This is a genomic window from Vibrio sp. S11_S32, assembly GCF_014694465.1.
GTDB lineage: Bacteria > Pseudomonadota > Gammaproteobacteria > Enterobacterales > Vibrionaceae > Vibrio > Vibrio algicola.
The window spans coordinates 87,929-112,313 of the sequence record NZ_JAAUWS010000006.1 but is presented as its reverse complement, the minus strand read 5'-3'; the positions used below and the strand labels follow the sequence as shown (position 1 = coordinate 112,313).

At 42.3% G+C, this 24,385-nt stretch carries 20 protein-coding genes and 1 pseudogene; 9 read left to right on the top strand and 12 right to left on the bottom strand.

What is annotated here, in order from left to right; all coding sequences use genetic code 11:
- The first annotated feature begins 7 nt into the window (after nucleotides 1-7).
- On the top strand, nucleotides 8-898 hold the full coding sequence (malG, locus tag HC723_RS05660; protein WP_153448977.1) for a maltose ABC transporter permease MalG: 891 nt from the start codon (nucleotides 8-10) through the stop codon (nucleotides 896-898).
- Between the two features lie 127 nt (nucleotides 899-1,025).
- On the opposite strand, the gene HC723_RS05655 is transcribed toward malG, so the two are convergent.
- The 3 genes from HC723_RS05655 to HC723_RS05650 all read right to left on the bottom strand — a co-directional run bounded on the left by HC723_RS05655 (nucleotide 1,026) and on the right by HC723_RS05650 (nucleotide 4,306).
- Nucleotides 1,026-2,741, bottom strand: coding sequence for a GMC oxidoreductase (locus HC723_RS05655; protein WP_153448976.1), 1,716 nt, complete (start codon nucleotides 2,739-2,741; stop codon nucleotides 1,026-1,028).
- Between the two features lie 75 nt (nucleotides 2,742-2,816).
- Nucleotides 2,817-3,218: an aldehyde dehydrogenase family protein gene (locus tag HC723_RS17685; RefSeq protein ID WP_203218754.1), complete on the bottom strand. Its 402-nt coding sequence runs from the start codon at nucleotides 3,216-3,218 to the stop codon at nucleotides 2,817-2,819.
- Nucleotides 3,219-3,244: 26 nt separating this feature from the next.
- Nucleotides 3,245-4,306: an aldehyde dehydrogenase family protein gene (locus HC723_RS05650; protein WP_203218753.1), complete on the bottom strand. Its 1,062-nt coding sequence runs from the start codon at nucleotides 4,304-4,306 to the stop codon at nucleotides 3,245-3,247.
- 291 nt (nucleotides 4,307-4,597) lie between these two features.
- Between HC723_RS05650 and HC723_RS05645 the strand changes: the two genes are divergently transcribed.
- Nucleotides 4,598-5,593 (top strand): AraC family transcriptional regulator, encoded by a 996-nt coding sequence (locus HC723_RS05645; RefSeq protein ID WP_178306536.1) that lies wholly within the window; start codon nucleotides 4,598-4,600, stop codon nucleotides 5,591-5,593.
- 97 nt (nucleotides 5,594-5,690) lie between these two features.
- On the opposite strand, the gene HC723_RS05640 is transcribed toward HC723_RS05645, so the two are convergent.
- Nucleotides 5,691-6,776, bottom strand: coding sequence for an alkene reductase (locus HC723_RS05640; RefSeq protein ID WP_153448973.1), 1,086 nt, complete (start codon nucleotides 6,774-6,776; stop codon nucleotides 5,691-5,693).
- A 146-nt stretch (nucleotides 6,777-6,922) separates the two neighbouring features.
- Here HC723_RS05640 and HC723_RS05635 point away from each other — a divergent pair, with 146 nt between their 5' ends.
- Nucleotides 6,923-7,810: a LysR family transcriptional regulator gene (locus HC723_RS05635; protein ID WP_190338470.1), complete on the top strand. Its 888-nt coding sequence runs from the start codon at nucleotides 6,923-6,925 to the stop codon at nucleotides 7,808-7,810.
- 97 nt (nucleotides 7,811-7,907) lie between these two features.
- Here the strand turns inward: HC723_RS05635 and malT are convergent, their stop codons facing one another.
- Nucleotides 7,908-10,625, bottom strand: a complete 2,718-nt coding sequence (malT, locus tag HC723_RS05630) for an HTH-type transcriptional regulator MalT (RefSeq protein WP_153448971.1) — start codon at nucleotides 10,623-10,625, stop codon at nucleotides 7,908-7,910.
- Between the two features lie 429 nt (nucleotides 10,626-11,054).
- Between malT and malQ the strand changes: the two genes are divergently transcribed.
- Nucleotides 11,055-13,241 (top strand): 4-alpha-glucanotransferase, encoded by a 2,187-nt coding sequence (gene malQ / locus HC723_RS05625; protein ID WP_190338469.1) that lies wholly within the window; start codon nucleotides 11,055-11,057, stop codon nucleotides 13,239-13,241.
- 136 nt (nucleotides 13,242-13,377) lie between these two features.
- On the opposite strand, the gene HC723_RS05620 is transcribed toward malQ, so the two are convergent.
- On the bottom strand, nucleotides 13,378-13,680 hold the full coding sequence (locus HC723_RS05620) for a hypothetical protein (protein WP_190338468.1): 303 nt from the start codon (nucleotides 13,678-13,680) through the stop codon (nucleotides 13,378-13,380).
- 153 nt (nucleotides 13,681-13,833) lie between these two features.
- Nucleotides 13,834-15,228: pseudogene (locus HC723_RS05615) on the bottom strand (MATE family efflux transporter).
- A 56-nt stretch (nucleotides 15,229-15,284) separates the two neighbouring features.
- Here HC723_RS05615 and HC723_RS05610 point away from each other — a divergent pair.
- On the top strand, nucleotides 15,285-16,202 hold the full coding sequence (locus HC723_RS05610) for an AraC family transcriptional regulator (protein WP_153448967.1): 918 nt from the start codon (nucleotides 15,285-15,287) through the stop codon (nucleotides 16,200-16,202).
- Nucleotides 16,203-16,208: 6 nt separating this feature from the next.
- On the opposite strand, the gene HC723_RS05605 is transcribed toward HC723_RS05610, so the two are convergent.
- Complete coding sequence (locus HC723_RS05605; RefSeq protein WP_153448966.1) at nucleotides 16,209-16,541, bottom strand: PBPRA1643 family SWIM/SEC-C metal-binding motif protein; 333 nt, start codon at nucleotides 16,539-16,541, stop codon at nucleotides 16,209-16,211.
- 299 nt (nucleotides 16,542-16,840) lie between these two features.
- On the opposite strand from HC723_RS05605, the gene hflX reads away from it, so the two are divergent.
- Nucleotides 16,841-18,187 (top strand): GTPase HflX, encoded by a 1,347-nt coding sequence (hflX, locus tag HC723_RS05600; protein ID WP_190338467.1) that lies wholly within the window; start codon nucleotides 16,841-16,843, stop codon nucleotides 18,185-18,187.
- A 116-nt stretch (nucleotides 18,188-18,303) separates the two neighbouring features.
- Here the strand turns inward: hflX and HC723_RS05595 are convergent, their stop codons facing one another.
- Both HC723_RS05595 and yddG read right to left on the bottom strand, forming a co-directional pair.
- Nucleotides 18,304-18,468, bottom strand: a complete 165-nt coding sequence (locus HC723_RS05595) for a CCGSCS motif protein (protein WP_190338466.1) — start codon at nucleotides 18,466-18,468, stop codon at nucleotides 18,304-18,306.
- Between the two features lie 120 nt (nucleotides 18,469-18,588).
- The gene (yddG, locus tag HC723_RS05590) at nucleotides 18,589-19,524 is read right to left on the bottom strand and encodes an aromatic amino acid DMT transporter YddG (protein WP_153448963.1); all 936 of its coding nucleotides are present in this window, start codon (nucleotides 19,522-19,524) and stop codon (nucleotides 18,589-18,591) included.
- A 342-nt stretch (nucleotides 19,525-19,866) separates the two neighbouring features.
- On the opposite strand from yddG, the gene HC723_RS05585 reads away from it, so the two are divergent.
- The gene (locus HC723_RS05585; RefSeq protein ID WP_153448962.1) at nucleotides 19,867-20,466 is read left to right on the top strand and encodes a MarC family protein; all 600 of its coding nucleotides are present in this window, start codon (nucleotides 19,867-19,869) and stop codon (nucleotides 20,464-20,466) included.
- Nucleotides 20,467-20,577: 111 nt separating this feature from the next.
- Nucleotides 20,578-21,138, top strand: coding sequence for a sugar O-acetyltransferase (locus HC723_RS05580; protein WP_153448961.1), 561 nt, complete (start codon nucleotides 20,578-20,580; stop codon nucleotides 21,136-21,138).
- A gap of 3 nt (nucleotides 21,139-21,141) precedes the next feature.
- Here HC723_RS05580 and HC723_RS05575 read toward each other — a convergent pair whose 3' ends face one another.
- Nucleotides 21,142-22,845, bottom strand: a complete 1,704-nt coding sequence (locus HC723_RS05575; RefSeq protein ID WP_190338465.1) for an RluA family pseudouridine synthase — start codon at nucleotides 22,843-22,845, stop codon at nucleotides 21,142-21,144.
- 129 nt (nucleotides 22,846-22,974) lie between these two features.
- Here HC723_RS05575 and HC723_RS05570 point away from each other — a divergent pair, with 129 nt between their 5' ends.
- Complete coding sequence (locus HC723_RS05570; protein WP_225874334.1) at nucleotides 22,975-23,544, top strand: hypothetical protein; 570 nt, start codon at nucleotides 22,975-22,977, stop codon at nucleotides 23,542-23,544.
- A gap of 21 nt (nucleotides 23,545-23,565) precedes the next feature.
- Here the strand turns inward: HC723_RS05570 and HC723_RS05565 are convergent, their stop codons facing one another.
- Complete coding sequence (locus HC723_RS05565) at nucleotides 23,566-24,153, bottom strand: hypothetical protein (RefSeq protein ID WP_153448959.1); 588 nt, start codon at nucleotides 24,151-24,153, stop codon at nucleotides 23,566-23,568.
- Nucleotides 24,154-24,385: the final 232 nt, after the last annotated feature.

The window sequence follows — 24,385 nt, the reverse complement described above, 5'->3', positions numbered from 1 at the left end:
ACTGACTATGGCTATGGTTCAACCAAAATCATTGAAATATCGTTTGTGGGCAACGCATGTCGGCATGTGGCTTTTCTTGGCGGTGATGATGTTCCCGTTATTAATGGTGATCGCAATATCTTTCCGCGAAGGTAACTACGCCGCAGGGGATTTGATCCCACGCAACCCATCACTCGAGCACTGGAAACTGGCGCTTGGATTTGATGTGGTGCATGCCGATGGCAGCGTAACCAAACCGCCGTTCCCGGTTTTATTATGGCTATGGAACTCGGTTAAAGTGGCGGGTTTAACTGCGATTGGCATCGTGACACTATCAACCACTTGTGCTTATGCTTTTGCCCGTATGAAGTTTAAAGGCAAAACCTTGATCCTTCGCTCAATGTTGATTTTCCAAATGTTCCCAGCTGTTCTTGCGCTGGTGGCTTTATACGCTTTGTTCGACCGTTTAGGCACTTATGTTCCATTCCTAGGCTTGAATACTCACGGTGGTGTGGTGTTTGCTTACATGGGCGGGATCGCACTGCATGTATGGACAATCAAAGGCTATTTTGAATCGATTGATAACTCACTAGAAGAAGCGGCCGCACTCGATGGCGCCACCCCATGGCAAGCCTTCCGCTTAGTGTTGTTGCCATTATCAGTGCCAATTCTTGCGGTGGTGTTTATCTTGTCATTCATTGCTGCCGTTACCGAAGTGCCAGTAGCCTCATTGCTATTACGCGATGTGAACTCCTACACCTTAGCGGTCGGCATGCAGCAATACCTATACCCACAAAACTATCTATGGGGCGACTTTGCCGCCGCCGCTGTGTTATCAGCCTTACCTATTACCATCGTGTTCTTAGCAGCGCAGAAGTTCTTAGTCGGCGGCTTAACCGCGGGCGGGGTGAAAGGGTAGGTTTAATAGCACTCAAAAGACATTAAGCTAAAAATAACAAACGCCACAGATGTTAAGTCTGTGGCGTTTAGGTTTCATTAGGCATTAATTGCAACCTAGTCACTATAAAATCATCTGGTTAGCCATATTATTGCGGCTTTAACATTGCGACCAGATCCCCGTTGCCAGTGAGTTCAGATACTTGTCCCTCTAATGGTTTAGAAAATAGCACTGGCTTGATGCTTGCTGCTTTATCATGATCAAATATGGCTACTTTACTCATCGCGTATTCAGCTAATGCGGTAATGGTTAATGATGGATTAACCCCAAGGTTGCCAGGGATGATTGAACCATCAATCACTCTTAAGTTTGGATAGCCAAAGACTTCACCACTTTCATCGACCACACCTTCGAGGTTATTTTTCCCCATCGAAACCCCGCCCATGATATGAGCCGTCATTGGTGCTCCGGTGATAATTTCAGTTAAAGCAGACCCAGGTTCACCTTCTAACTTCTTAGCAAAGCGTCGGGTGGCTTCCTCTGCTGCAGGAAAAGATACTTTTAGGGGGATATCATCGGCATTTTGCACAGCAGAAATATCCTTTCTAAACAAGCGATACCATTTACGACGCCATTCAAAATGTATAAAGGATTCGGATTTCTGCATCACTAAAAAGACTAATGAACCCGCAGCTTTTCCTTTAGGGCGTAATACTTTTACGGTTTTAATCGGGTGTAATAAAGTATTAAGTACGAATTTACCAATACGCGCTATACCTTCGCCAGTGACCATTGGTACGTAAGGGATAAAAAGCCAAGTACCATCAGATCCTTCACGGAAGCGATTGATCTCCATATTGGTATTTTCATCAACAGAAATAAATGAACTTATGGTGAGGCCGTCACTGACTTTTGCTTTCATATCATTAGCGGTGGTGAGCGTTTCTGAATTGGTACGAACCTGCTGGCCTAAGAGCTTAGAAATGTTTGGTAAAGTTTTAAGTTTATCGCGCATACGAAGTAGTAGTGGAACCGTACCCATCACGCCAGCCGATACCACCACACCTCGAGTGGTAATGGTGTATTCACGCCCATTGATGCTGTCTTTTACGCTAATTCGATAACCATCTTCAGGCTTATTATTATGGATAGTTTCAATTTTCAATACTTCACTATCTGGCCGGATCTCGGCACCATTTCTTTCGGCAAAATAAAGATAATTTTTCATTAAGGTGTTTTTAGCATTATGGCGACAGCCGATGACACAGCTAGCACACATTTGGCAGGTATTTCGATCAGGGCCATCGCCATTAAAGTAAGGGTCGGGTACTGGTTTACCTTGAATCCCATCTTGCTGTGGAAATAACACTCCGGTTGATACTGTCTTATAGGAATCCCCTCGGCCCATGTCTTTAGCAACTTGACGCAAAGTATCATCTGCAATGTTGGTATAAGTATTTTGAGTCGTACCTAACATACGTTGTGCAAGGCCGTAATAAGGCATGATTTGCTCTTTCCAGTCGGGACGAATTCGTGACCAAGCGGGCGACTGAAATACCGCATCTTCAGGAATAAAATGCACATTGGCATATACCTGAGAACCCCCACCTACACCCACACCATGCAATATGGTGACCTTACTGGTATAGGTTACTTGTGTAACACCTCTCCAAGCTAATTTGGGCATCCACATATAATTTTTGGCGTCTAAGTTAGTTTCTGCAAATTCAGAGTCATTGCGGCGTCTTCCTTTTTCGAGGATTAATACGCGATTGCCTTTTTCGGTTAAACGCAGCGCGCTAACAGAGCCACCAAAGCCTGAACCGATAATAATTTGATCAAAATCGTAAGTAAGTGTGCTCATCCTGCTTTCCTTGTCTGGATATATTTATTATTTTTAGACTGAGTATTGCGGTCTCTCTTTCTAGTGAAAAGTATATTAAGACTTAAATTTAGCGATAAAATGCAATGTACGAGTAGCAAATTTTCCGTATGGAGGCATTAATAATTTTAAGCTAGAAAAGCTGGCTTGATAGAAAACAGGACGCATTTTTGAAAAAGTCAGGAAGCCTTCATAACCATGATAATGCCCCATACCACTGCCCCCAATCCCACCAAATGGAAGGTCGTGTTGGCCGACATGGAATAAGGCGTCATTAACAGACACACCACCGGAAAGGACATTACTTAAATAGTGATTAACAAGCTTTTTATTATTACTAAATGGATAAAAAGCCAGTGGGCGATCGCGCTGTACAACGTAATCAATCACTTCCTCTGATTGTTGGTAAGTTTTGACCATCATTATTGGGCCAAAGGTTTCTCGCTGGCTGATGATCATGTCATCACTTGTGTCTAAGATCAGAGTCAATGGGAACTTGCGTGTTCTAGCATCGGCCTCTGTTCACTTAAGTTAATGATGGTTGCGCCACGTTGTTTAGCGTCATTCACTGTGTCCATTAATCGATTGAAGGCCGTGTCATCAATGATTGAGGTGTAATCTTTATTGTGAATATTGGGGCAATGTTTTTTGACCCATTTTTTTGTGGTTTCAAGAAAGGGGGTTAATTGTGATAGATGTACAAAAGTATAATCGACAGTGGTGCAAATTTGTCCGGCATTAAATTGCTTAACAAACATAATGCGTTCAACCGCTTTATCTAAAGGGTATTCAGGATCAATAACCGCAGGGGATTTTCCACCAAGCTCGAGGGTGACAGGCGTCAGGTTGGGCGCACAGGCTGCCATCACTTTTCTACCGGTCACTCCTGAGCCAGTAAACATCAAGTGATCAAAGGGCAGAGTTGAGAATGCCATGCCCACTTTACCGGTTTCGGTAAAAAATTCTAATTTATCTTGGCTAAAATACTTTGGACTGAGCTGTTTTAATAGCTCTGAAAAATGAATCGAATTTTCCGACATTTTCACCATAGCTCTATTACCGGCGGCAAAAGCGGCACACAAACCTGAAAAACTTAAATTAAGTGGGAAATTCCAAGGGATAATAAATCCAACTACGCCAATACCTTGTGGAATGACTCTATTTTGTGCCCCAAAATACAAGCTTTGATCGACACTGCGCTTTTGAACTTTCATCCATTTTTTTAAGTGCTTAATAGTGCTGCTGATATCGCTGACAACGGTAATGACTTCCGCTAATAAGGTTTCATGATAAGATCGATTGCCATAGTCTTTGTTTATGGCCTCAATAATAGTGTCACGATTCTCGGTGAGTAACCGCTTTAGATTTAGTAGGTGCTGCTTGCGTTCCTCATAACTTTCTTGTCCTTGAAGCGTAAAGGCTTGACGCTGGGTTTCCAGAGATAGGAGTAAGGTTTGGGTCGTATCTAAATAGTCATTCCCTTGCGATAAATAATCGCTTGTATCTAGAGTCGTTTGGTTTGTTGCTTGTTCAGTGATAAAGCCCATGATGCTTCCTTCTTAAAGTCGAGAACAAGTAGCATGCCAAAGAGTGGTTATTGATAACTTACCTGCTTGTTAATAATATGTTAATGCGGTATTGGTATTCGGCTTGATGTTTTAGGACATTGGTATGACTTTTTAAGACATTGGATTTTGAGAGGGAGAGCACGATCACGTAATTTCCGTGTTTAAGTTAGAGGCAGTGATAGTCCTCACACTTTGATTTTACCCACCTGTTAGTTTGTGTTTATTTGACTTAATTTGATATTTCAGGACATGTGGTCATCGAGGTTTATTATGAATCATTCTATTAGAGCGGCGAGTTTAGAAGGCTTTAGTGATTTGGTGAGAAGCTATCACGCTAACCCCAATCAGATTTTAAAAGAGGCGGGTATAGTGACAAGCCAGCTTCGTGATCCTGATGCGTTTATCTACTACGAGCATTTTTTAGCTGCACTAGAATTGGCGGCACAGCATTGCCAGTGTGATACTTTTGGCTTGGAATTAAGCACCAAACAAGGCGTGAATACATTAGGGTTAATTGGCGCTTACATGTCTCGCCAAGCGAACATTGTCGATGCACTGACGGTGGCGAGAAAGTATATGTATTTGCATGTTGAAGGGTTGTCTTTAGCCGTTGAAAATTCCAACAGTAAAAGTTGTGAAATACAATTTTTAAACCTTGCTCCAAATGAACTGTCCCCGCAAAAGGCTCAAGTCACTCTCGGTACTTGTTTTTGTATTTTGCGAGATTTGGTCGGTCCAACATGGCGTATAAATAAAGTGAGTTTCAGACAAGACGCACCTAAAAACCAGGAAGTATTTCGAGATTTATTCGGTTGTCAGCCTGAATTTAACAGTGCTACCGATACCATTTATTTCCAAAGCCAGTTTTTAAGCTTGAAGCCGAATATCAATAACCAATTACTGGATAAAATGCTGTTCGAAGAAATTGAATCGACAAAGCCAAATTCACAGCTAGAGCAACTGCAACGAATTGATAATGCGATTAAAACCTTATTGGCTACAGGGGATTGCACCAAAGAAAATATCGCTTTGTGTATGGGGCTTCATCCGAAAAAACTACAGCGTTTCCTAGCCGAACAAAAAACGACTTACCGCGAAATGATTGACCAAGTTCGAAAAAGGGAAGCTTTGATCTTGCTGAAAAATCATCAATTCAATTTAACGACTGTTGCGCTCAAGCTTGGTTATTGTGAACTATCGGTATTTAGTCGGCGATTTAAAATATGGTTTGGCATGTCACCAACCCAGTGGCAATCGCGCATGTAAGGTTTGCTTGATGGTGATATATGAAGAAAAGAAAGAAAAACAACAAACGCCATAGATGTTAAGTCTGTGGCGTTTGATTATTCAAGCTTTGGGGCTATTACTGATAAGTCGCATAATCTGTTAAGCCTTTTTCATCACCGCCAAACAACGTCTCTGGGTTATGAGCGGTTAATGGATACTGATGTTTGATACGACTGACGAGATCTGGGTTTGATATAAAAGGTCGACCAAAGGCCACCATATCAGCATAACCTTGCTCTAATGCAAGTTGTGCTTTTTCTGGGTTATATTTTCCAGCTAAAATGATCGTTTGATCGAAAGCTTTACGTAAGTTTTTCTTAAAGGACTCTGGAGTATCTGGTGCATCATCCCAATCGACTTCAGCAATATGAATATAAGCAATACCTTTACTGTTGAGTAATTTTGCCGCTTCAATATAAGTGGTATCAGGATCTGAATCTATGGTGCCATTTAAGCAAGTAAATGGAGCAAGGCGAACGCCAACACGATCTTTACCTACTACTGCTACTAGTTGATCAACCACTTCGCCTAAGAAGCGTAAACGATTTTCTGTGCTACCGCCGTATTCATCATCACGAAGATTGGCTTCTGAATCGATAAATTGATTGACTAAATATCCATTGGCAGCATGTAATTCAACACCATCAAAACCCGCTTCTAATGCATTTAATGCAGCTTGGTGAAATTCTGCTTTAACGTGTTCAATATCATCTTGTGTCATGGCTCGTGGTAGCACTGTATCGACAAAGTTTGGTTGATTGGCTTCATCAATAAAGACAGTCACATTTTTTGCGGCTTGTTCGCTGGATGATATTGGTTGAATACCACCAGTGTTACTTGGGTGAGTGACTCGGCCAACATGCCAAAGTTGAGCAAAAATCTTACCGCCTTTTGCATGTACGGCGTCAGTCACTAATTTCCAACCTTGTATTTGATCGGGGGTATAGATCCCAGGTGTCCATGCGTAGCCTTGGCCAAGTTGAGAAATTTGCGTACCTTCTGAAATGATAAGGCCAGCTTCAGCACGTTGAGCGTAATATTCGGCCATCATTGCATTCGCGCAACCATTTTTAGCGCGAGATCGTGTCATCGGTGGCATGACAATACGGTTATTTAAGGTTAAATCGCCCAGTTGAATGGGGCTAAAAAGATCGTTTTTCATGGGAATCCTATTTTATCTCGTGATGCGAATGACAAGTATGGTATCAGAGGTCTATATTTTCATTAATAGCAAAAGAGACAAATTACTTTTGATTAATATGCAAAAGTTATATTCTTTTATGACGGTATTTAGATGAGCATCCTTGAATGATTAAAACGGAAGATTTATTGGCTTTTTTGGCTATAGCAGAAAGTGAAAGCTTTTCGAAAGCCTCGGTGAAAGAAGGCGTGCAGATAGCGACATTATCGAGAGCGATTTCAAGGCTGGAAAAGCAATTAGATACGACTTTATTTAATCGTACAACGAGAAAACTTGTGATAACTGAAGAGGGGACGGCATTTAAAGGCTATGCGCAACAAGCTATGAATACGATTGAACAGGGGAGGCAACATTTACGTTCTCATCAAACGGAGCCGGTTGGTAAGTTAAGAATCGATGCTGCATTTGCATTTATTAGCCATCAATTGGTCGCGCTCTTACCCGAATTTAGGAAGATGTATCCAAAAGTCGAATTAGAACTCACGACCAATGATAGAGTGGTCGATTTATTAGAGAATAAAGTTGATGTCGCCATTCGTATTGGCGATTTGCAAGATTCCACCTTGCACGCCCGAGTGTTAGGTCAAAGCCCATTAATGGTGGTGGCAAGCCCTGATTATTTGCAAGCTAATGGTACACCAATGAACATTAAGCAATTATCAACACATACTCTCCTCGGCTTTTCTCAGGCATCTCACCTTAATAACTGGCATTTCAAACATGCGCATAATCCTTTAACATTTGAGCTTCATGCGAGCAGCGGTGAAATAATTAAGCAGTTGTGCGTCAATGGGATGGGAGTGACCGCGCTGTCTTATTACATGATCCACAAAGAACTTGAGGTAGGGACTTTAGTTGAAATACTACCCAACGCGATTCAACATCCCAACCGAAGAGAATCAATACAAGCGGTGTACTATAAACAAAGCGCCTTAGCGTCGAGGATTTCACTGTTCTTGGACTTTATTCAAGATAAGTTGACATTAGCGCCTTGATTTTAATTAAGAATGTAGATTATAAACAACAAACGCCACAGATTTAGATCTGTGGCGTTTTTTTGATAATCTAAGCCGTCATTATTACGCCAAAAAATTACGCCGCAAACCCCATCAAATGAATCAAATGCTCGGCGGTGCGAATCGCGTGCTGGCGGTTTTCTAATCCCATTTTTTGATACAAATTGCGAATGTGAGTTTTGATGGTGGTCGGGGCGACATCAAACTCGGATGCAATTTGATCATTACTAAAGCCAACATAAATTAAGCCTAATACTTGCCATTCTCGTTGAGTCAGCGGACTGGTACGGATCAGCTCTGGAATATCTGGATGATTAAGCAGTTTTTCGACAAACGCTTCATCAAAATGCACGGCGCGAGTGTGCTCTTTACTCGACATTAACTGAATTAAACTATGTGCTCGGTGCTGCTCAAGTTCAGCCAGTTGCTTATCTTGGCTTAAGGTTTTTAAAAGAGGCAGTACGTATTGGCGGCTACATAAAAAGTCGCCAATCATACCGGTGCTATTGGTCAGTGTTAGCGCTTCTTTTATATGCTGCATGGCTTGTGCTTTATCATCCTTTAATGTCGCTAATGCGGCTTCAAGCACTAAATTTCGGTTGCGATCGGACACTAATTTATGGGCTTGAGCTGCATGTTGTAGCTTAGATAAAACCGCGTCTGCTCGGGTTAAATCTCCGGTTGCCATACAGGCTCTGGCAATATTACGCCATTGTAACTGCTGAAAATGATTCTCCGCCTCGGTCGGCTCTTCACTGTTTTTTAACCACTGTGTAATGGCTTCATTATCTTGAGTGGCATCCCAATAGAGTAAGTTACTGTAGTCTGCATTGGCGCGCCAATCGATATGATATTGATTACTGGTTTTGAGTTGGGTACAGGTGTCTAAATAACGAGCAGCCTTGTCTAACTCACCGCGAGAAATAGCAATGCGCGCTAGCATTGAATAAGACTGTAGCGACTTGTCAATTTCGTATGGGGCGAGTACATCTAAGCTAGCATGTGCGCATTGTTCTGCTTCATCTAAGCGATTCCAGCACCATAAAATTTGCGCTTTGATTCTCAGCATAAACTCATGCAAAGGCAGTTGATGCAATTGCTGTTCTTTAATTAATAGCTCAGCTCGAGTGAGAAGTTCAAATGCCGCTTGACCGTAGCCTCGCGCCAATTGTATTTCACTTTGCTGCAGAATTGCCCACAAGGTTTGCGGGTAGACTTTTGCTTCTCGCGCCATGATCTCGGTTTGTTGCATCATTTCAAGTGCACGATCTAATTGACCAATACAGTGGTAAACTTCACCAATTACCGAGGTCGCGACAATGCAACTGAGGATGCTGGTTTTAGGTAATTGCAGCAAAGCAAATTCGGCGGTTTCTAGAGCAAATTCAGGGCGATTTTGATTGATCGCAACTTGTGCGGTCAGTGCTTTAAACTCCCCAACTTGAGCATCGGTTAATTCGATGCTTCGTGCGGCGAGCTTCTCTTCAGCTTCTAATATTAAATCGGCAACTTGGTTGTACCTATGTTGGCTCTGCGCCAACCATGCGCGAAGTAAACACAATCTCGGAGAGCTAAATAAAGCATCATCGCTTAAGGTTTGGATTGCCTTTTCAAGCGTACTCAATTCACCATGGTTAAACATCTGCCAACCATACTGATTTAATATGTCACACAATAAATCATCATTGGCCACTTTTTGCGCGTGCATTAAGGCGCTTTGTGGTTGGTTTTGTTTTAACCACGCTTTGGCGGCATTGGTGTGTAACTGATTACGTTGTTCGGGCATTTGGGAATAACGACGGTGGCGTAAAAAATCGGCGAAGAGGTGGTGGAATCGATACCAATTGTCGGCCCCTTTTAGTGGTTGGACAAATAAACCGTAACGATTAAGTGAGTCGAGCATGGCTAATGAATCGGCTCGACCGGTTAACTCTGTGACCAGTTCGGCATTGAATATATCTAATACCGAGCATTGTAATAAGAACGTTTGTAGCTCGGAGCTGAGTTGATCAAATACCTCTTCCGCTAAGTAATCCCAAATATGCTCTTGATTGAAATTGGCAATTGATACCGCTGAGTTTTCTAATGCGCCAGGGAATTGCTGTACGTGTAGCGCGATTAACTGCAGCGCCGATGCCCAACCTTCTACCTGAGTGCGCAGCGATTCTAATACTTGCGATTCATATTGATTATCGGCAATGCGTTTTTGGAAGAAGCGGGTGGTTTCTTCTTGATCAAAGGCCAGCAATGAATGGTCCACTTCAATCAGCTGATCACGCACGCGTAAATTGGCAATATTTAAGGGCGGATGAGTGCGACTGGTGACCACAATGGTAATGTTATCGGGCATGTGCTTGAGTAAAAAACGCATGCCTTCATGAATTTCATCGTTGGTGATCAAATGATAGTCATCGAGCACCACATAGCTTTGAGTGTCATTAAAACCAAACTCGGCAAATAATTCGCTAAATAAACTGGTCAAATTAGCAAATTGACGACGTTCAGCAATCGCTTGAGTGTTAGGGCAAGCTTGGTCGGTGGCTTTATTGAATGCTTGCAGAAAGTAGTTAGCAAAGCGGAAAATGTCATTATCACTGTCATCGATATTAAACCAACCCAGATTAGGGTGATTGTTCAACCATTGGGCAGCCATTGTGGTTTTGCCATAGCCTGCCGGAGAGCGAAATAATACTAATTTATAATAAGGCGCATGCGTCAGTGCTTCGAGTAAGCGTGAGCGCAAAATAGCATTGTGTAAACGGGCAGGGCGATTGAGTTTGGAAGGTATCCACATGGTAGTTTTTATTCTCTTTGGTCAGCAGCGAAAAATAGTACATTGTTTTTAGGTCGCTATTCTGTGATAGCTGATTTCACTTTAAGTGTGTGTGAGTAGCCTAGCATGTTCTGGTTAGTATTAATTTGTAATACAGCTCAAGTTTTGGTGTTTTTATTGATGAATCTACCGAGTCAGTTTCATATCAAATTATCATGTAAGTCGCGTTGTTATGTGACCTTGTTTGAATTTTGATGGTGTTTTTTGCTCTAGATCTCACTTTGTTCAGTGCTCTCCTTCTCTACGCCCCAACACTCCTCCCTTTGGCATGATTTTAAGGAGGATGTGAGTGCTCAAATTTATCGGCAAACTGGTTCTAAATGGAAAATATGATGATTGATTCGGATCTGAGTCTTTCTCGAATTCGAAATATTGCCGATGGAGCACTCAATGCAAAATTCAAACACACCGTCTCAAACGGTCTTAAAACAAGTGGCGGCGCAAGAAGGGATTGTGGATCGCTACATTAGTGCATGGGGCGATGAGGCCTATGTGTGTGACACTACAATTGATGAATTATTACAAGCATTAGGCTATAACACCGATGATGAAACACTATTATTAGCTCAGGCAGAGCAACGTAGTAAAGTGGATGTACTGCCGAGTGTGCAAGTGGTTCATCAAGGCAAAGATGTTCATATCAAATTGTATATTGCCGCGTCTGCACGAGTGAGTGAATTTTCATGGCAAGTTACTACCGAACAAGGTCAAGTCTTTGATGGGTATTTAGAATCTCAAGTAGTCGAAGATCACCGTCAACAAGAAGGGTATTTGATTTTTTCACTCTCGAATACCCTACCGCTTGGTTATCATCAATTGACATTAACGCGTAAACGACGCAACAAGCCGTTTGAAATGACATTGATCATCACACCGGCCGCGTGTTTTAAGCAACCTGAATTGGTTGAAGGTCAACGCTTATGGGGACCAAGTATTCAGCTTTATTCTGTGACTTCGGAAACTAACTGGGGAATTGGCGACTTTACCGATCTTAAATACTTAGTGGGTAACATTGCAGATGGAGGTGGCGATTTTGTTGGTTTAAATCCGATCCACTCCCTTTTTCCTGCCAACCCAGAAGGAGCAAGCCCGTATAGCCCTTCTTCTCGCCGCTGGTTGAATGTGATGTACATTGATGTTGAAGCGGTACCTGAGTTTTCTCACAGTGAGGTAGCGAATACGATGGTTGCCACGGCTGAATTCCAGCAACGCTTACAAGTCAACCGTGATAAAAAATGGGTCGATTACACTGAAGTTTCAGCCTTGAAAATGGCGGTGTTACCTGAGTTATACCGCACTTTTGTCACCCAGGAGCTGGAGCTAGATACGGAACGCGCGCAGCAATTTTTAGCCTTTATAGAGCAAGGCGGCGACAGTTTAGTGCATCAAGCGGCATTTGATGCGTTGCATGATGAGTTAAAAGCGCAGGATGATTCTGTTTGGGGATGGCCGGTTTTTGAAGAAAAATATCAACACTTTGATCATGCTGATGTACAAACGTTTATCGCAAAAAATAAAGATAAGGTGCAACTCTTTATGTACCTGCAATGGCTAGCAGATGAGCAGCTAAATCAGGTACAAACACTGGCACAAGACAAAAAAATGGTGATGGGCTTATACCGCGATTTGGCGGTGGGGGTATGTGATTCTGGCGCAGAAACCTGGGCGGATCATGAGGCGCTTTGCCAAGATGTTAGCATTGGTGCGCCGCCCGATATTTTTGGTCCACTGGGGCAAAACTGGGGCTTACCACCGTTTAACCCGTATCAACTGAAAGCTAAAGCGTACCAACCGTTTATTGATTTATTGCAAGCTAATATGCGTCACTGTGGCGCGTTGCGAATAGATCATGTGCTAGGTTTATTGCGCCTGTGGTGGATCCCAAAGGGCAAAACCGCCAAAGATGGGGCGTATATGTACTATCCCGTTGATGACCTTATGTCGATATTAGCGCTAGAAAGTCACCGTAACCAATGTACCGTTATCGGCGAAGATCTTGGCACCGTGCCGGAAGAAATTGTTGAAAAACTTAATGATGCTGGTATTCACTCATACAAGGTTTTTTTCTTTGAAACCGAAGAAAGTGGTGAGTATATCGCGCCTAATCAATACAAGTCGCAATCGATGACTGCATTGTGTACTCATGATATGCCGACCTTGCGCGGTTTTTGGAACAGTGCGGATTTAACTCTGGGTGAAGAGATTGGCTTGTATCCCGATCCTAAACAATTACAAGTACTTTTTGATGATCGAAAGACCCGTCGTAGTCATATTATTGACACATTAATTACCCATGATCGTTTGCCTGAAGTGGCGCGAGATGAGGATGGTAATGTGATGATTAATCGAGAGTTAAGCGAAGCAATGCAAATTCATATGGCCAGCGGTTCGAGCGCGTTATTGAGTTTACAGTTAGAAGACTGGCTTGAAATGGATACGCCGGTCAATATTCCTGGCACCATGGACGAATATCCAAACTGGCGCCGTAAATTGACCTCTACTCTGCATACGTTATTTGAGCGTGAAGATATTCAAACACTGGAGCGAAACTTAACCGCCGCGCGCGAAACCCATTAAATGCGCCAAGGTTTACTTTTTAAAATAAAAAAAGTAGGCATAGCAACACCGATTGTCAGGTAGAGATATTTTACCTAACCGAGTTATCTTTCCGGCCAGAAAGAGACTCGGTTTTTTTATGTGGTGTGGACGGCTATCACTCAAAATATTTACCACAAGGTGTACCATCAGGATCTAGGGCGATTTTTTGATTGGGGCAATGTTGATAAAAATAGGCCGCTTCTGCTTGAGTGGTCATTTCGGTACACAACTGTCGATTATCGCACTCGAAAATGCCGTGGGGGTTGGTATGAGAACGCCTATTAGATGAATGAGTATCCATATCAAAAAAACTGGCAATAGTGGGTTTAGCTTTGGAGATCTCAGGCTCTATGCTGGGATTATAAAATTGCCATACAGCCAAAGCGACCAGTGCGATAAATATCAGTTTTTTCAACATAACTATCTCAGAAAAAATTTGCCTGAGGAAATTATGAACATAACCTGACTCGGAATACACCTCTGTTACGGATGAAAGGGCAATCCACATTAATTATGCGACTGAACTCTCATCAGGATGTATTGGATGAATTTATGTATCAAATTTAGATTTTCATGCCGTCTGTAGAGTTAAGTTATTCATCCATTTTTTCTTCAAATAGCGGCTAAAGCATAAGCCAAATTTAACCACTTCTTCGGTGATCATCAGTAAATAGACCCATGCAAAGCTAAGGTCTGCCACGAACGCGCCATAAGCGGTAAGTGGAATACCCACTAACCACATCGCAATAAAATCCATGCGCAGACAAAAATGATTATCACCACCAGCGCGTAAAATGCCGTTAATGATCAACATATTGGTCATGCGGATAATAATTGCAAAACTCATCACAATAAAAGCGGGTTGGGCTATATCAAATAGAGCTGGTTTATCGAGTTCTAAGAAGCGCATCACACTATCGCGATTAAAAAATAATACCCCACACGCGATAATGCCAGTGATGAAAATAAAACGAATAAAATATTTCGCCATTGCTTGTGCTTGTATGTGTTCATCACGTCCTAAGGCTTGACCCAGTAACACTGAGCAAGCAACGGAAATGCCCATAAAAACGGCGTAGCATAGACCTTCAAACGGTCCGATTAAGCTGTACACTGCCAGTTCAGTAGTGCCCATGTGACCAAAAATGGTTTGGTAAGTGAGCGTTCCAAATGCTCATAATACGGCATTGTAAGTGGTTGGAATGGCTAAGCGCTTATACGACTGCCATAAACGCGGATGGCGCTTTTGATAATCGCTGATGATCAACCAATGATTTTGCCACTTTAACACTGAGTAGATCAGTAGAACTTGAACCACGCGTGCAATGGTGGTGGATAATGCCGCGCCCGCAACACCTAACGCTGGTACGCCCAACCCGCCATGAATTAACCACATATTTAAGCCAATATTAAGTGCAATCGTGATGGCGGCTAAAATCAGTGGCAGCATAGCATTACCACTAGAACGTAAACTGGCTTCGGCTGTGATCACCCAATGAGTCAGCATTAATAACGGCAGACTATAAAGTAAATAATCGGCCCCTTGGTTGATCACTTGCATATCATCTGTTTGCAAACGCATAATTTGTGAAGAAAAACCCACCAATAATAAGGTTACTGGGATCATAATGATCGAGCCCAACTTCAAAGACATTACGGTAACGGTTTTGGCGGTATTTTTGTCGTCTTTACCCCAGTATTGCGCCACTAGCGATCCGGTCGCAATAGCCAATGCCGCCATGATCATGATCGCCACAAAATGCCAGCGAGATGCGATCCCAACCGCTGCTGTCGCGCTTTGACCAAAGTCGCTCACCATTAATACGTCAGCTAATCCTAAGATCGCCACTAATGCACTCTGCAATGCGACAGGCAGCGCCAATTTTGCCATTTTTGAGAATAGATTCGGGGGCAAATGTGATCCCTTGGCATTGGTTTGATGATAAGACTGTGGTTGAATGGACATACGCAATTTTCCTCATGCTGAGGTTGCAAATATAAAAGAGCTTTGAGTAAATCAACATGTTTGAAATCAGAGAAAACCTGTGCAAATCTGTCATTGGGCAAAATCTAGCCGTTCGAGATTGGCAAGATCAGATCTACCTCGCAGATAGTTGCAAAGAACGTTTTGTGGTTCAATCGGAGATCGCTGAATTGGGCGCTGAAGGGATCACGATGGCTGGGTTGGCCGATCTTTCTGATGGCTACATTGTTGAACGAAAGCTACCAGAAATTCATACCTTATTGTTTACCCAAGCAGGAGGGGGACGATTACTAACCAAACAAGGTATTCAGCAAGTCGAAGCGAACACCGTGACCATTTTACCCGAAGGCATCCCGTTTCGTTTTGAACTCGGTGATAACAATTATTGGCAAGTGGCATGGATATTACTGCCGAAAACCCATAAGTGGCAACAACTCGATAATAGCGCGCAAAGAGTCGAACCGACTCATATGTGCGAATCAGTTTGGTCTATTTTGAATTTATTACATCAAGAAGGGCAAGATAGGGGGCTCCAAGGTCGTTCGACGTTTCGGCAATTATTGCTTAGTGAGTTGACTCGAATTCTGCTTGGTTCAACCGATAGCCAACCTTCGAATGCTTCGCTCCGAGTGCAGAGTGTGTTTAATCAAGTGGAAGCGCAATTGCATTTACCTTGGACGGTCAAAGAGATCGCCAAACGCAGCTTTTTGAGTGAAGAGCAGTTAAATCGAATTTCAAAGCAGTTGTATCAACAGACGCCGAGCCAGCAATTAATACGTTTTAGAATGGAAAAAGCGGCCGATTTGTTGCGTCACCGAGACTGGACGATCGCGATGATCGCCCATCGGTTGGGTTACCCCGATCCTTTTAACTTTACTCATCGCTTCCGTAAATATCATGGGCTGTCACCCCGAGATTTTCGTAAACAATATCTGAGCGCTATAAAAGGCTGTTAATAAAAATTAAGCACAGCATTTCTTGTATTTTTTACCACTGCCGCAAGTACATGGATCATTACGGTTCGGTGTTTTTTCAAAGGTGGTCGGTTGTGGCTTATTGAGCACCGTATCTAATTCAACAATATTTTCTTGTTGAGTCGCATCCAGCGTGATAGTTGCCACTAACTGATGTTGCTCTAAAATCGCTTCAATTTCAGTTTGGCGCGCTTCACTGGTGACGATAAGGTTTAATGGCGCTTCTTCGCTTCCTGCTTTGATTTCACGGTTAACGTTGTAGCCAGATTTAACATGGTTTTGACGAGTTTCAATACGGCCTTTGAAGAATTGCTTTGACATGATGCTTTCCAAATATAATTGAGCGATTTGCTAGCCGGCGAGTATACGCACTTTTTGTCCTAGCGGCTAAAGTTTCGATGATGAGGTAGACTTCTTTATCAGGAATCGCGGAATGTTAATCGTTATTGTGAGCATGAGATTGATTTTATCGTTTGGTTCTCACTTTTAATATCAATGGTTTAATCGCCTATAAATAAATAGTCACGCCTTGCTGTATCAAGCTTAGCCATAACAGCGTAGGATCACATTACTTTCGATAACACTAGGTTTGCACTGTTAGGTGCACGAATATCAAAATTATGAAGTTAACGGCAAAACCATCACTGAATCATGCATTACTTATTTCTATCTGCACACCGCAATTTAAAGGTGAAGAAGCAGCGGAATCGTTGGCAGAACTGGGCCGCTTAGTCACGACTTTGGGCTTTAAAGTGGTTGGTACGCAGTCACAAATGCAACGTTCAAATCAAAGACAAAATGTATTAGGTGAGGGAAAACTGGCTGAAATTGCTCATCTCACGGGTAATAAAGGTGAGATGGAAGACGATGAAGATGAATTTGGCGAAGTACTGCTGGATGAATCGTCTTGGGATGAGCTCCCGAGTGAAGATCTGCCTTTTGCGTGCGCTGATGTGGTGGTGTTTGACTGTGATTTAAGCCCATCACAACTGCGTAATGTTGAGAATCAGCTCGGGGTTGAAGTGTATGATCGTACTGGCATTATTATTGAAATCTTCAGCCGTCATGCTCGGACTCGAACCGCGCGACTACAAGTTGAAATTGCACGCCTTAACTATGTTGCCCCTCGCTTGCGAGAATCGACCATTGGCAATAAAGAACGCCAAATGGGTAAAGGCGCGGGTGAAACCACGCTTGAGCTGGACCGCCGTAAAGTACGCGATCAATTAGCCGAACTTAGACGCGAGTTAGTCAGCGTTCAAGCCGAACTAAAAGGGCGTCGTCGTCAACGTTCAGAATTATTTTGTGTCGCGTTAGTGGGTTACACCAATGCCGGTAAATCTTCGATGATGCGAGCGCTTACTGGCAGTGAAGTGTTAGTCGAAAATAAATTGTTCGCCACTTTAGACACCACAGTGCGAGCCTTGTCTCCAGAAACCCAACCGCGCATATTAGTGTCAGATACGGTGGGTTTTATTAAGAAACTGCCGCATGATCTTGTGGCATCATTTCACTCAACCTTGGCCGAAGCGCATGATGCGTCATTATTGCTGTATGTGGTGGATGCGTCAGATGCTACATTCCGCCTGCAACTTGATGTGGTGCATGAAGTACTAGCCGAAGTAGGTGTGGACGATATCAAGAAATTATTGGTCTTGAATAAATCTGATCAATTGAACTTTGAGCAACAACAAGCATTAATGGAAGAATTCCCTGATGCGATGATGACTTCAACGCGCGATCCGCTGGATGTGGCGAAACTGCATCAATATATTGTGGATGTAGCGGAACACGAAATGATTGAAGAAGAAGTTATCGTGCCCTATACCGCGAAAGGCATTATGGGTGAAATTCGCTCGAGCATGAGTGTTACTAAAGAAGAATATGAATATGACCATATTAAGCTGACGGTGCGCTCTAATCCGATTGAACTGGCGCGATTGAAAAAGCGAATGTTGAAGTTATAGCGATATAGATGAATACCTAAAAAGCCCAGAAGTTTAAGGGATCACTTCACACATTGCTGAGCGGGCTTTTATGTATTTGGGGTTGCTCTAATCAGTCGGGCTTAGCAGAGAAGATCTTACGAGCAAGAACCGCAACAAACACCAGGTTCGCCATGTTTCTTGGCTTTCTTTTCAGTGCTTTCAGCAGACTGATCTTCATTTGCTGTTGGTTGCTGTACTAATTTCGCATCTTCTGCTTTCGCGTCGTCTTTTTTGAAAATTTTAGTAAATGAAAGTGCCATGTTGATTCCTGTTTATAAGTTGCATTTGAGATGTATCTTATAGGGCGTTTTTATTATCGTCAATACTAAGTTGGGTGTTTTTTAGTCAGCTTGGCTTGAGGCTTTGTTTTTAATCGATATTTATTCTGAGGGTTTGACGGCGGTGTGCTTATTTTCTGGTTGTGGCGTTTTCGAGCGCGTTACGATAAAGCAAATAAGAGATCCTAACGTTACCAGGAATACGCCTTGCCAAAATGAGCCACCCAGAGAAATCGATAAGTAAAACGAAGCAAACAAAGTAGAGAAGACTGGTGTGAAATAGGACAGTGTTCCCAAAAGAATAATATTGCCGCCGATCATCGCCTGATTCCACAAAGCATAACCCGTTCCGATCACAATGCCTGAAAGAAGTAATATCAGCGTAGAGTGTGGAGTGAAGTGAAAACTGGGCTCATGACTAAAAGCATATTTTACCCATAATGTTATCGCGGTGGCGGCAAAAAACAGGGCAATTGCATTTTTACCATTGCTGATCCTAGTGGTGATCACACAATAAAAAGCCCAAATGATGGCGGCAGAAAATGCCATAAGATAAGTAATAGGGTTATCAGCAATATTATGCATTAAAGTTTCAAGTGAAAGCCCTTGGTCACCGGATATGCACCAAGCCACGCCAGAAAAGGCTAATAAGATGCTCGGATAAACTAAGATATTGACCTTATTTTTGCTCAATATTACCGAAAATAGAATGGTTAACGCTGGCCATAAGTAATTGATAATCGCCATTTCCATCGCTTGATGGCGGCTATTAGCCAAACCAAGCGACAATGCCAAGCAGACTTCATAGGCGACAAACAAGGTACCTCCAATGATTAAATAGCGCTTCGGATAATGTTTGATTTTTGGTATGCCCATCACCAACATCAAAAAAATCGCACTCACGCTATACATCAAAGCCGCGCCACCCGTTGGGCCAAACAACTCAGATAAATCACGAATAAAAGCGGTAACGCAGCTCCACAGTAAAATGGCGGCAATCCCAAAAAAGGTGTACTTGTTGTTGGTGAGAAAAGTCATAAATAACCTGTTAGCATGATTGTCATTAACCGATCTTTGACTCTATCGTTAATGAGCAAGGATGCAATACTTTAGGTCTGCCATTTTTACCTCAAAAGATCCTAGGCTGCACTGAGATTGCATTATTGGTTGGACAAAGTGATACACAAATCTCGCGGTATGATACGACTGCTATTCATGCGATAGCCGGTGTGGGGTGGGCGTTGTGAGATGATTAATTGAATGCTAACAGATTAAAATACCATCATTTTTTATTAGAACTCAATCTGGTTAAGGCTTAGAATTAAATAAGATAAATCCAATAAGCATGGCAAATAACACCATAGGTATAACAACGACTCGATGAAAGAATTTATTCAAGCAACCCTGACTATCCTTGCGCTGGTCAACCCTGCCATTTGTGCGCAGATGTTTAATGAATGCACCAGTAATCTCAACAAAGAGCAAAAATTTAAAGAGGCGTTTAAAACCGTTGTAACTATCGGTATTGTCTTACTACTGGCAGCCTTTGGTGGCACTTCATTACTGCATGTGTTTGGTATTTCATTACAAGCATTTTCTTGTGCGGGTGGTGGTATTTTAGTGTGGATCGGCGCGGGTATGATTAAATCGGCGCAATCTAAAAATCAAGATCTAGAAGAACATCCAAGCGCAGGTTCAGTTGCACCACTCATTTTATTTGCGGCTAGCCCTGGCACGATTACTGGGGTTATTACCGTCGCGGCCAGTCATTCTTCGTTAGGTATTCCATTAACAGCAATGATTGGTGTTGGCGCGACTTTGCTGGTGTTGGCGCTAGTTTTCGTACTTTCTATCCAGTCTTCTGGTGACAATAAAGAACCGACCACCGCTCGAAAAATGATCACTAGTTATATGGGGGTGATTGTGATTGCGATGGGGGTGCAATTTATTCTGTCAGGCGTGAAAACCTTTATGTTTTAAGAGCGAATATGTTTTAAGAGTGAATAGGTTTTAAGAACAAATCGGTTTTAAATACCTATCTGCTTTAAGTGCCAATCTGTTTTATGTAAAAGAATTGCAATGGAAGTACGGATGACTGAATTTGAAAAAATGCTGGCAGGACAAGACTTTGATGGCTTAGATGCCAGCATTGCTGATGTCCGAGAGAAGACCTCAAAATTAAAGCTAAGGCTTAATCAATCTATCACTATGCAAGATCAGCATGATATTTTAAAAGAGATGCTAGGTAGCATTGGTGAGCAAAGTATTATCTCTCCCCCTTTTTGCTGTGAATTTGGTAAAAGCATATTTGTTGGTGAAAATACGTTTATTAATATGAATGTCGTGATGTTGGATAATGCCTCGATCACCATTGGTGATCATGTGTTAATCGCTCCTAGCGTGCAGTTTTATACTGCCAGTCACTCTATGGATTATCGCAGCCGACATCGTTGGGAGACGTTCAGTAAACCGATTGTGGTGGAAGATGATGTCTGGATTGGTGGCAATACGGTGATCAATCAAGGCGTCACCATTGGTGCTCGCTCAGTGATAGCCGCCAATTCGGTAGTGAATCAAGATGTACCACCAGATTGTTTGTATGGTGGCACACCCGCGAGATTGATCCGCAAACTTGATGGGGTTGAGGATTAATATTTAAAACTCAGCTTCAACCTCAAATACCATTCTTTGTTTGGTATAAGGATGATCAAAAGCCAATTGCTGTGCGTGTAAGTGTAGTCGATTGGCTTTTTTGCCATATAAGTCATCACCTAAAATTGGCAGGTTTAAACCATCAATATGGGCGCAATGCACTCGCAATTGATGAGTACGTCCAGTTTTAGGGTAGAGGTACACCTTGCTGCGAACTTGGTTATCGCTCGAGTTACTCACTTGATGCTCTATTAATTCCCAATGGGTATCTGCCGCTTTACCATGTTCATGACACACCATTTGTCTTGGCCTATCGTCTAAATCGCCACGCAGTGGAAGGGTGATATTGCCACTTGTTTGCGAAACTTTTCCTTCGAGTAATGCCACGTAACGCTTTTCTACCCCACGAGTAATAAACTGTTTTTGTAAGCTTTTATTAGCGCGACGGCTGAGAGCAAACACCAATAAACCCGAGGTCGACATATCCAAACGATGCAATACAAACAAACCTTCAGCGTCGCTAAATTGTTGTTGCAGTCGCGTCGATACCGAGTCTTTGACATTAACCCCTGGCACCGATAAAAAATCAGCCGGTTTATTGACCACCACTATCGCTTCATCTTGATAAACAATCTCAATATCTTTGCCTTCTGCATGATTTTTAAGAAGTGGATTATCATCTAATTCAATCCCTTTTAACATGTGTGCTAAAATTGGCTGGCACTTACTTTGGCATGATGGATAGAACTTTTTATGCTGACGAATTTCTGATTTTGGCGATACTCCCCACCAAAATTCCGCCATCGAAATTGGAGTGTAATGATGCTCAAAGGCGTAGTGTAACAGTTTGGGCGCAGCGCATTCCCCAGAACCCGCGGGTGGCGTGATATCTCCAAAAATATCCAATAACGATTTAGATTGTTGAGCTTGATTTAAAAATCGATATTGCTCAAAAAGGGTATTTTGCAGTGTGGAAGACAGCGTTTTGCGTTGCTGTTTTAACGCCTTGATTTGCGCAGTGTATTGATTGAAGTGCTGTTCACTCTCAGCTATTTGGTGTGCCCAATGTTGTTTTAACTGCTTTTGTTGCGCTTTTTCTGCCACGCTTTGTTTGCCAAGATCGAGCAATATGGCTTCGAATTCAAGTGCTTCTAAATGGCTATCGTTCAAATCGCTTGTTTTTAAATTATGGTGCGCTTGTGCTCGTATGAGTTTTCGTTGTTTTCTGCTCTTGATTATATCTAAGCGCAGCGTTTCTAATTCATTTTGCGCTTGTTGCTGAATATCACTTAACTGTTGTTTCAACTCCGCCAATTTGGGTGCATGTTCTAAGGTTTTAATCTCGGTGTTAATAGCATTGATTGGTGCCGTGCCTTGCAGAAAAAATCCATCATCTTTTAACATATCGAATACCGGAGGCACAAAATGAGGCAGATGATTTTGATCCGCCAGTTTGCCTGAAAACGCGGATAGAAAACCGAGTTCACCTTGTTGATTTTTCACCACCAACACCCCAAACATCTTACCGTCTGATTGAAAATCATATTGCCATTGAGTTTGGGTTAATAAGCGCTGTTGCAACTGTTGCGCCGCGAGTTCTGATAACGGATCGACGTCATAACAAAATGGAAAGGTGAATTTTTCTGGTAAGGTCAAACCATCGCAATGCGGTTGCAAAGAGGTGAAATTTGGATCGATGGTTAGCATGATGGACTCGAATTGATAATAATTGAGCAGGGATTTTACGCGTTTAGATTAAAAATATCACTAAGGATGAGTGATTCGATTTTTAGGTGTACAATCCCACTATATTCCACATATTTGGCAGAGATAAACGTGACTATTTGGCAGAAAAGAGCATTTATACTTTTATGTGCATTATTTACCTGTGTGGTCGCAAGCACCATTTATTTATGGTACGACTCTCAGCGGGCATTAACCTTTATGGATGGTGGGGTGAAATGGCAATGGGTCGATTATCAACCGCTGCATCATGGCATCCAACAAGCTCGAACGCCGCACTCACACCAACTGGTATATAGGCAGGTTGATATTGATCAGCAATTTTCGGCGTTTGTGAATACCACCAATAATAACTTTATGTTGTTTACTTTTATTAAGCTGATGCCTTGTGATACTCAAATGACTTATCACGCCAAGCTGTCGGTTAACAAGGCGGCGGCAAAAGATGTCACGCTGCATTGTGAAGATAATCAACAGCTTGTATTTAGAATTGCACCGCGTAATTTGCATTACCTTAATCTAACCAATAAAGACTTTGCTTTTAAGTTGGATCATCAAGCGTGGCAGATAGAATTATTGCGTAAAGATGATTTTATGCAGCATAACTATCAGTTTTTCCAAAAACACAGTGATGAAAAAGTCTATCCGTGGTCGCGTGATTAGAGTGTTGCTAGGAGCTAGGGTTTAATCCGTTAGCTTCATCGCTTTTACTTGTTCGCTTAATTTTAGCAGATGGTTGATTGCTTCTAAATGCTGCGGATAGCCACTGAATTCCTGCTGAGTTTGTGGTGTGACTTGATACAAATCATCAGAAATTTTCCAATATAAAATAGAGGTGTACAGCATAGCCGTCAGCGGTTTGTACACTTGCATTTCATAAGCCATCGCAAGGTGTTCTAGCACCTGTTGTTGCTCTGAGTGAGTTATGCTTGCTTTGGCCATAATTGCAATTGCATCATTATAATCTTGGTTTTGGGTCAAACTCACCATTAATGGAACGTTTTGTTCAACAAGTGTAATAAGCGCCGAACGAATTAATGCGAGCCAGTTTTCTTGGCTCAGATCGTGCTCAGCGATATTTTCAAAATCATTTGTTATTTTTTTCTCGACGACTTTCTGTGATTTTTTCAATACCGGTTTGACGGTGTGAAAAGGCAGTTGAAACTCACGGGCTAACTCAACAATTAATGCATGAAAACCGCCATTGGGAAGATGTAGATTGCTCTTAAAAGTGGCAAGGGCGTTTTCTTGTGGTGTCATTAATTCAGTCATGGATTGGTTCTTTTTAGTTGAGCTTTAAGTGGCGCTATTATGACATGCTCGGCTTCGATTTTTATCCTTATCTCGTAAATAACAAGGATAAAGCAGAGATTAAATCAAGGGATCATTAGAAATACTGGTGACGTTACCGTTTGTGATCACATCTCCAGCTTCCGCTTTGTCTATCTTTAGGAAGGCAATCGATAACCTATCTACCACCTAATGGTTACCTGTTTTAGATCAA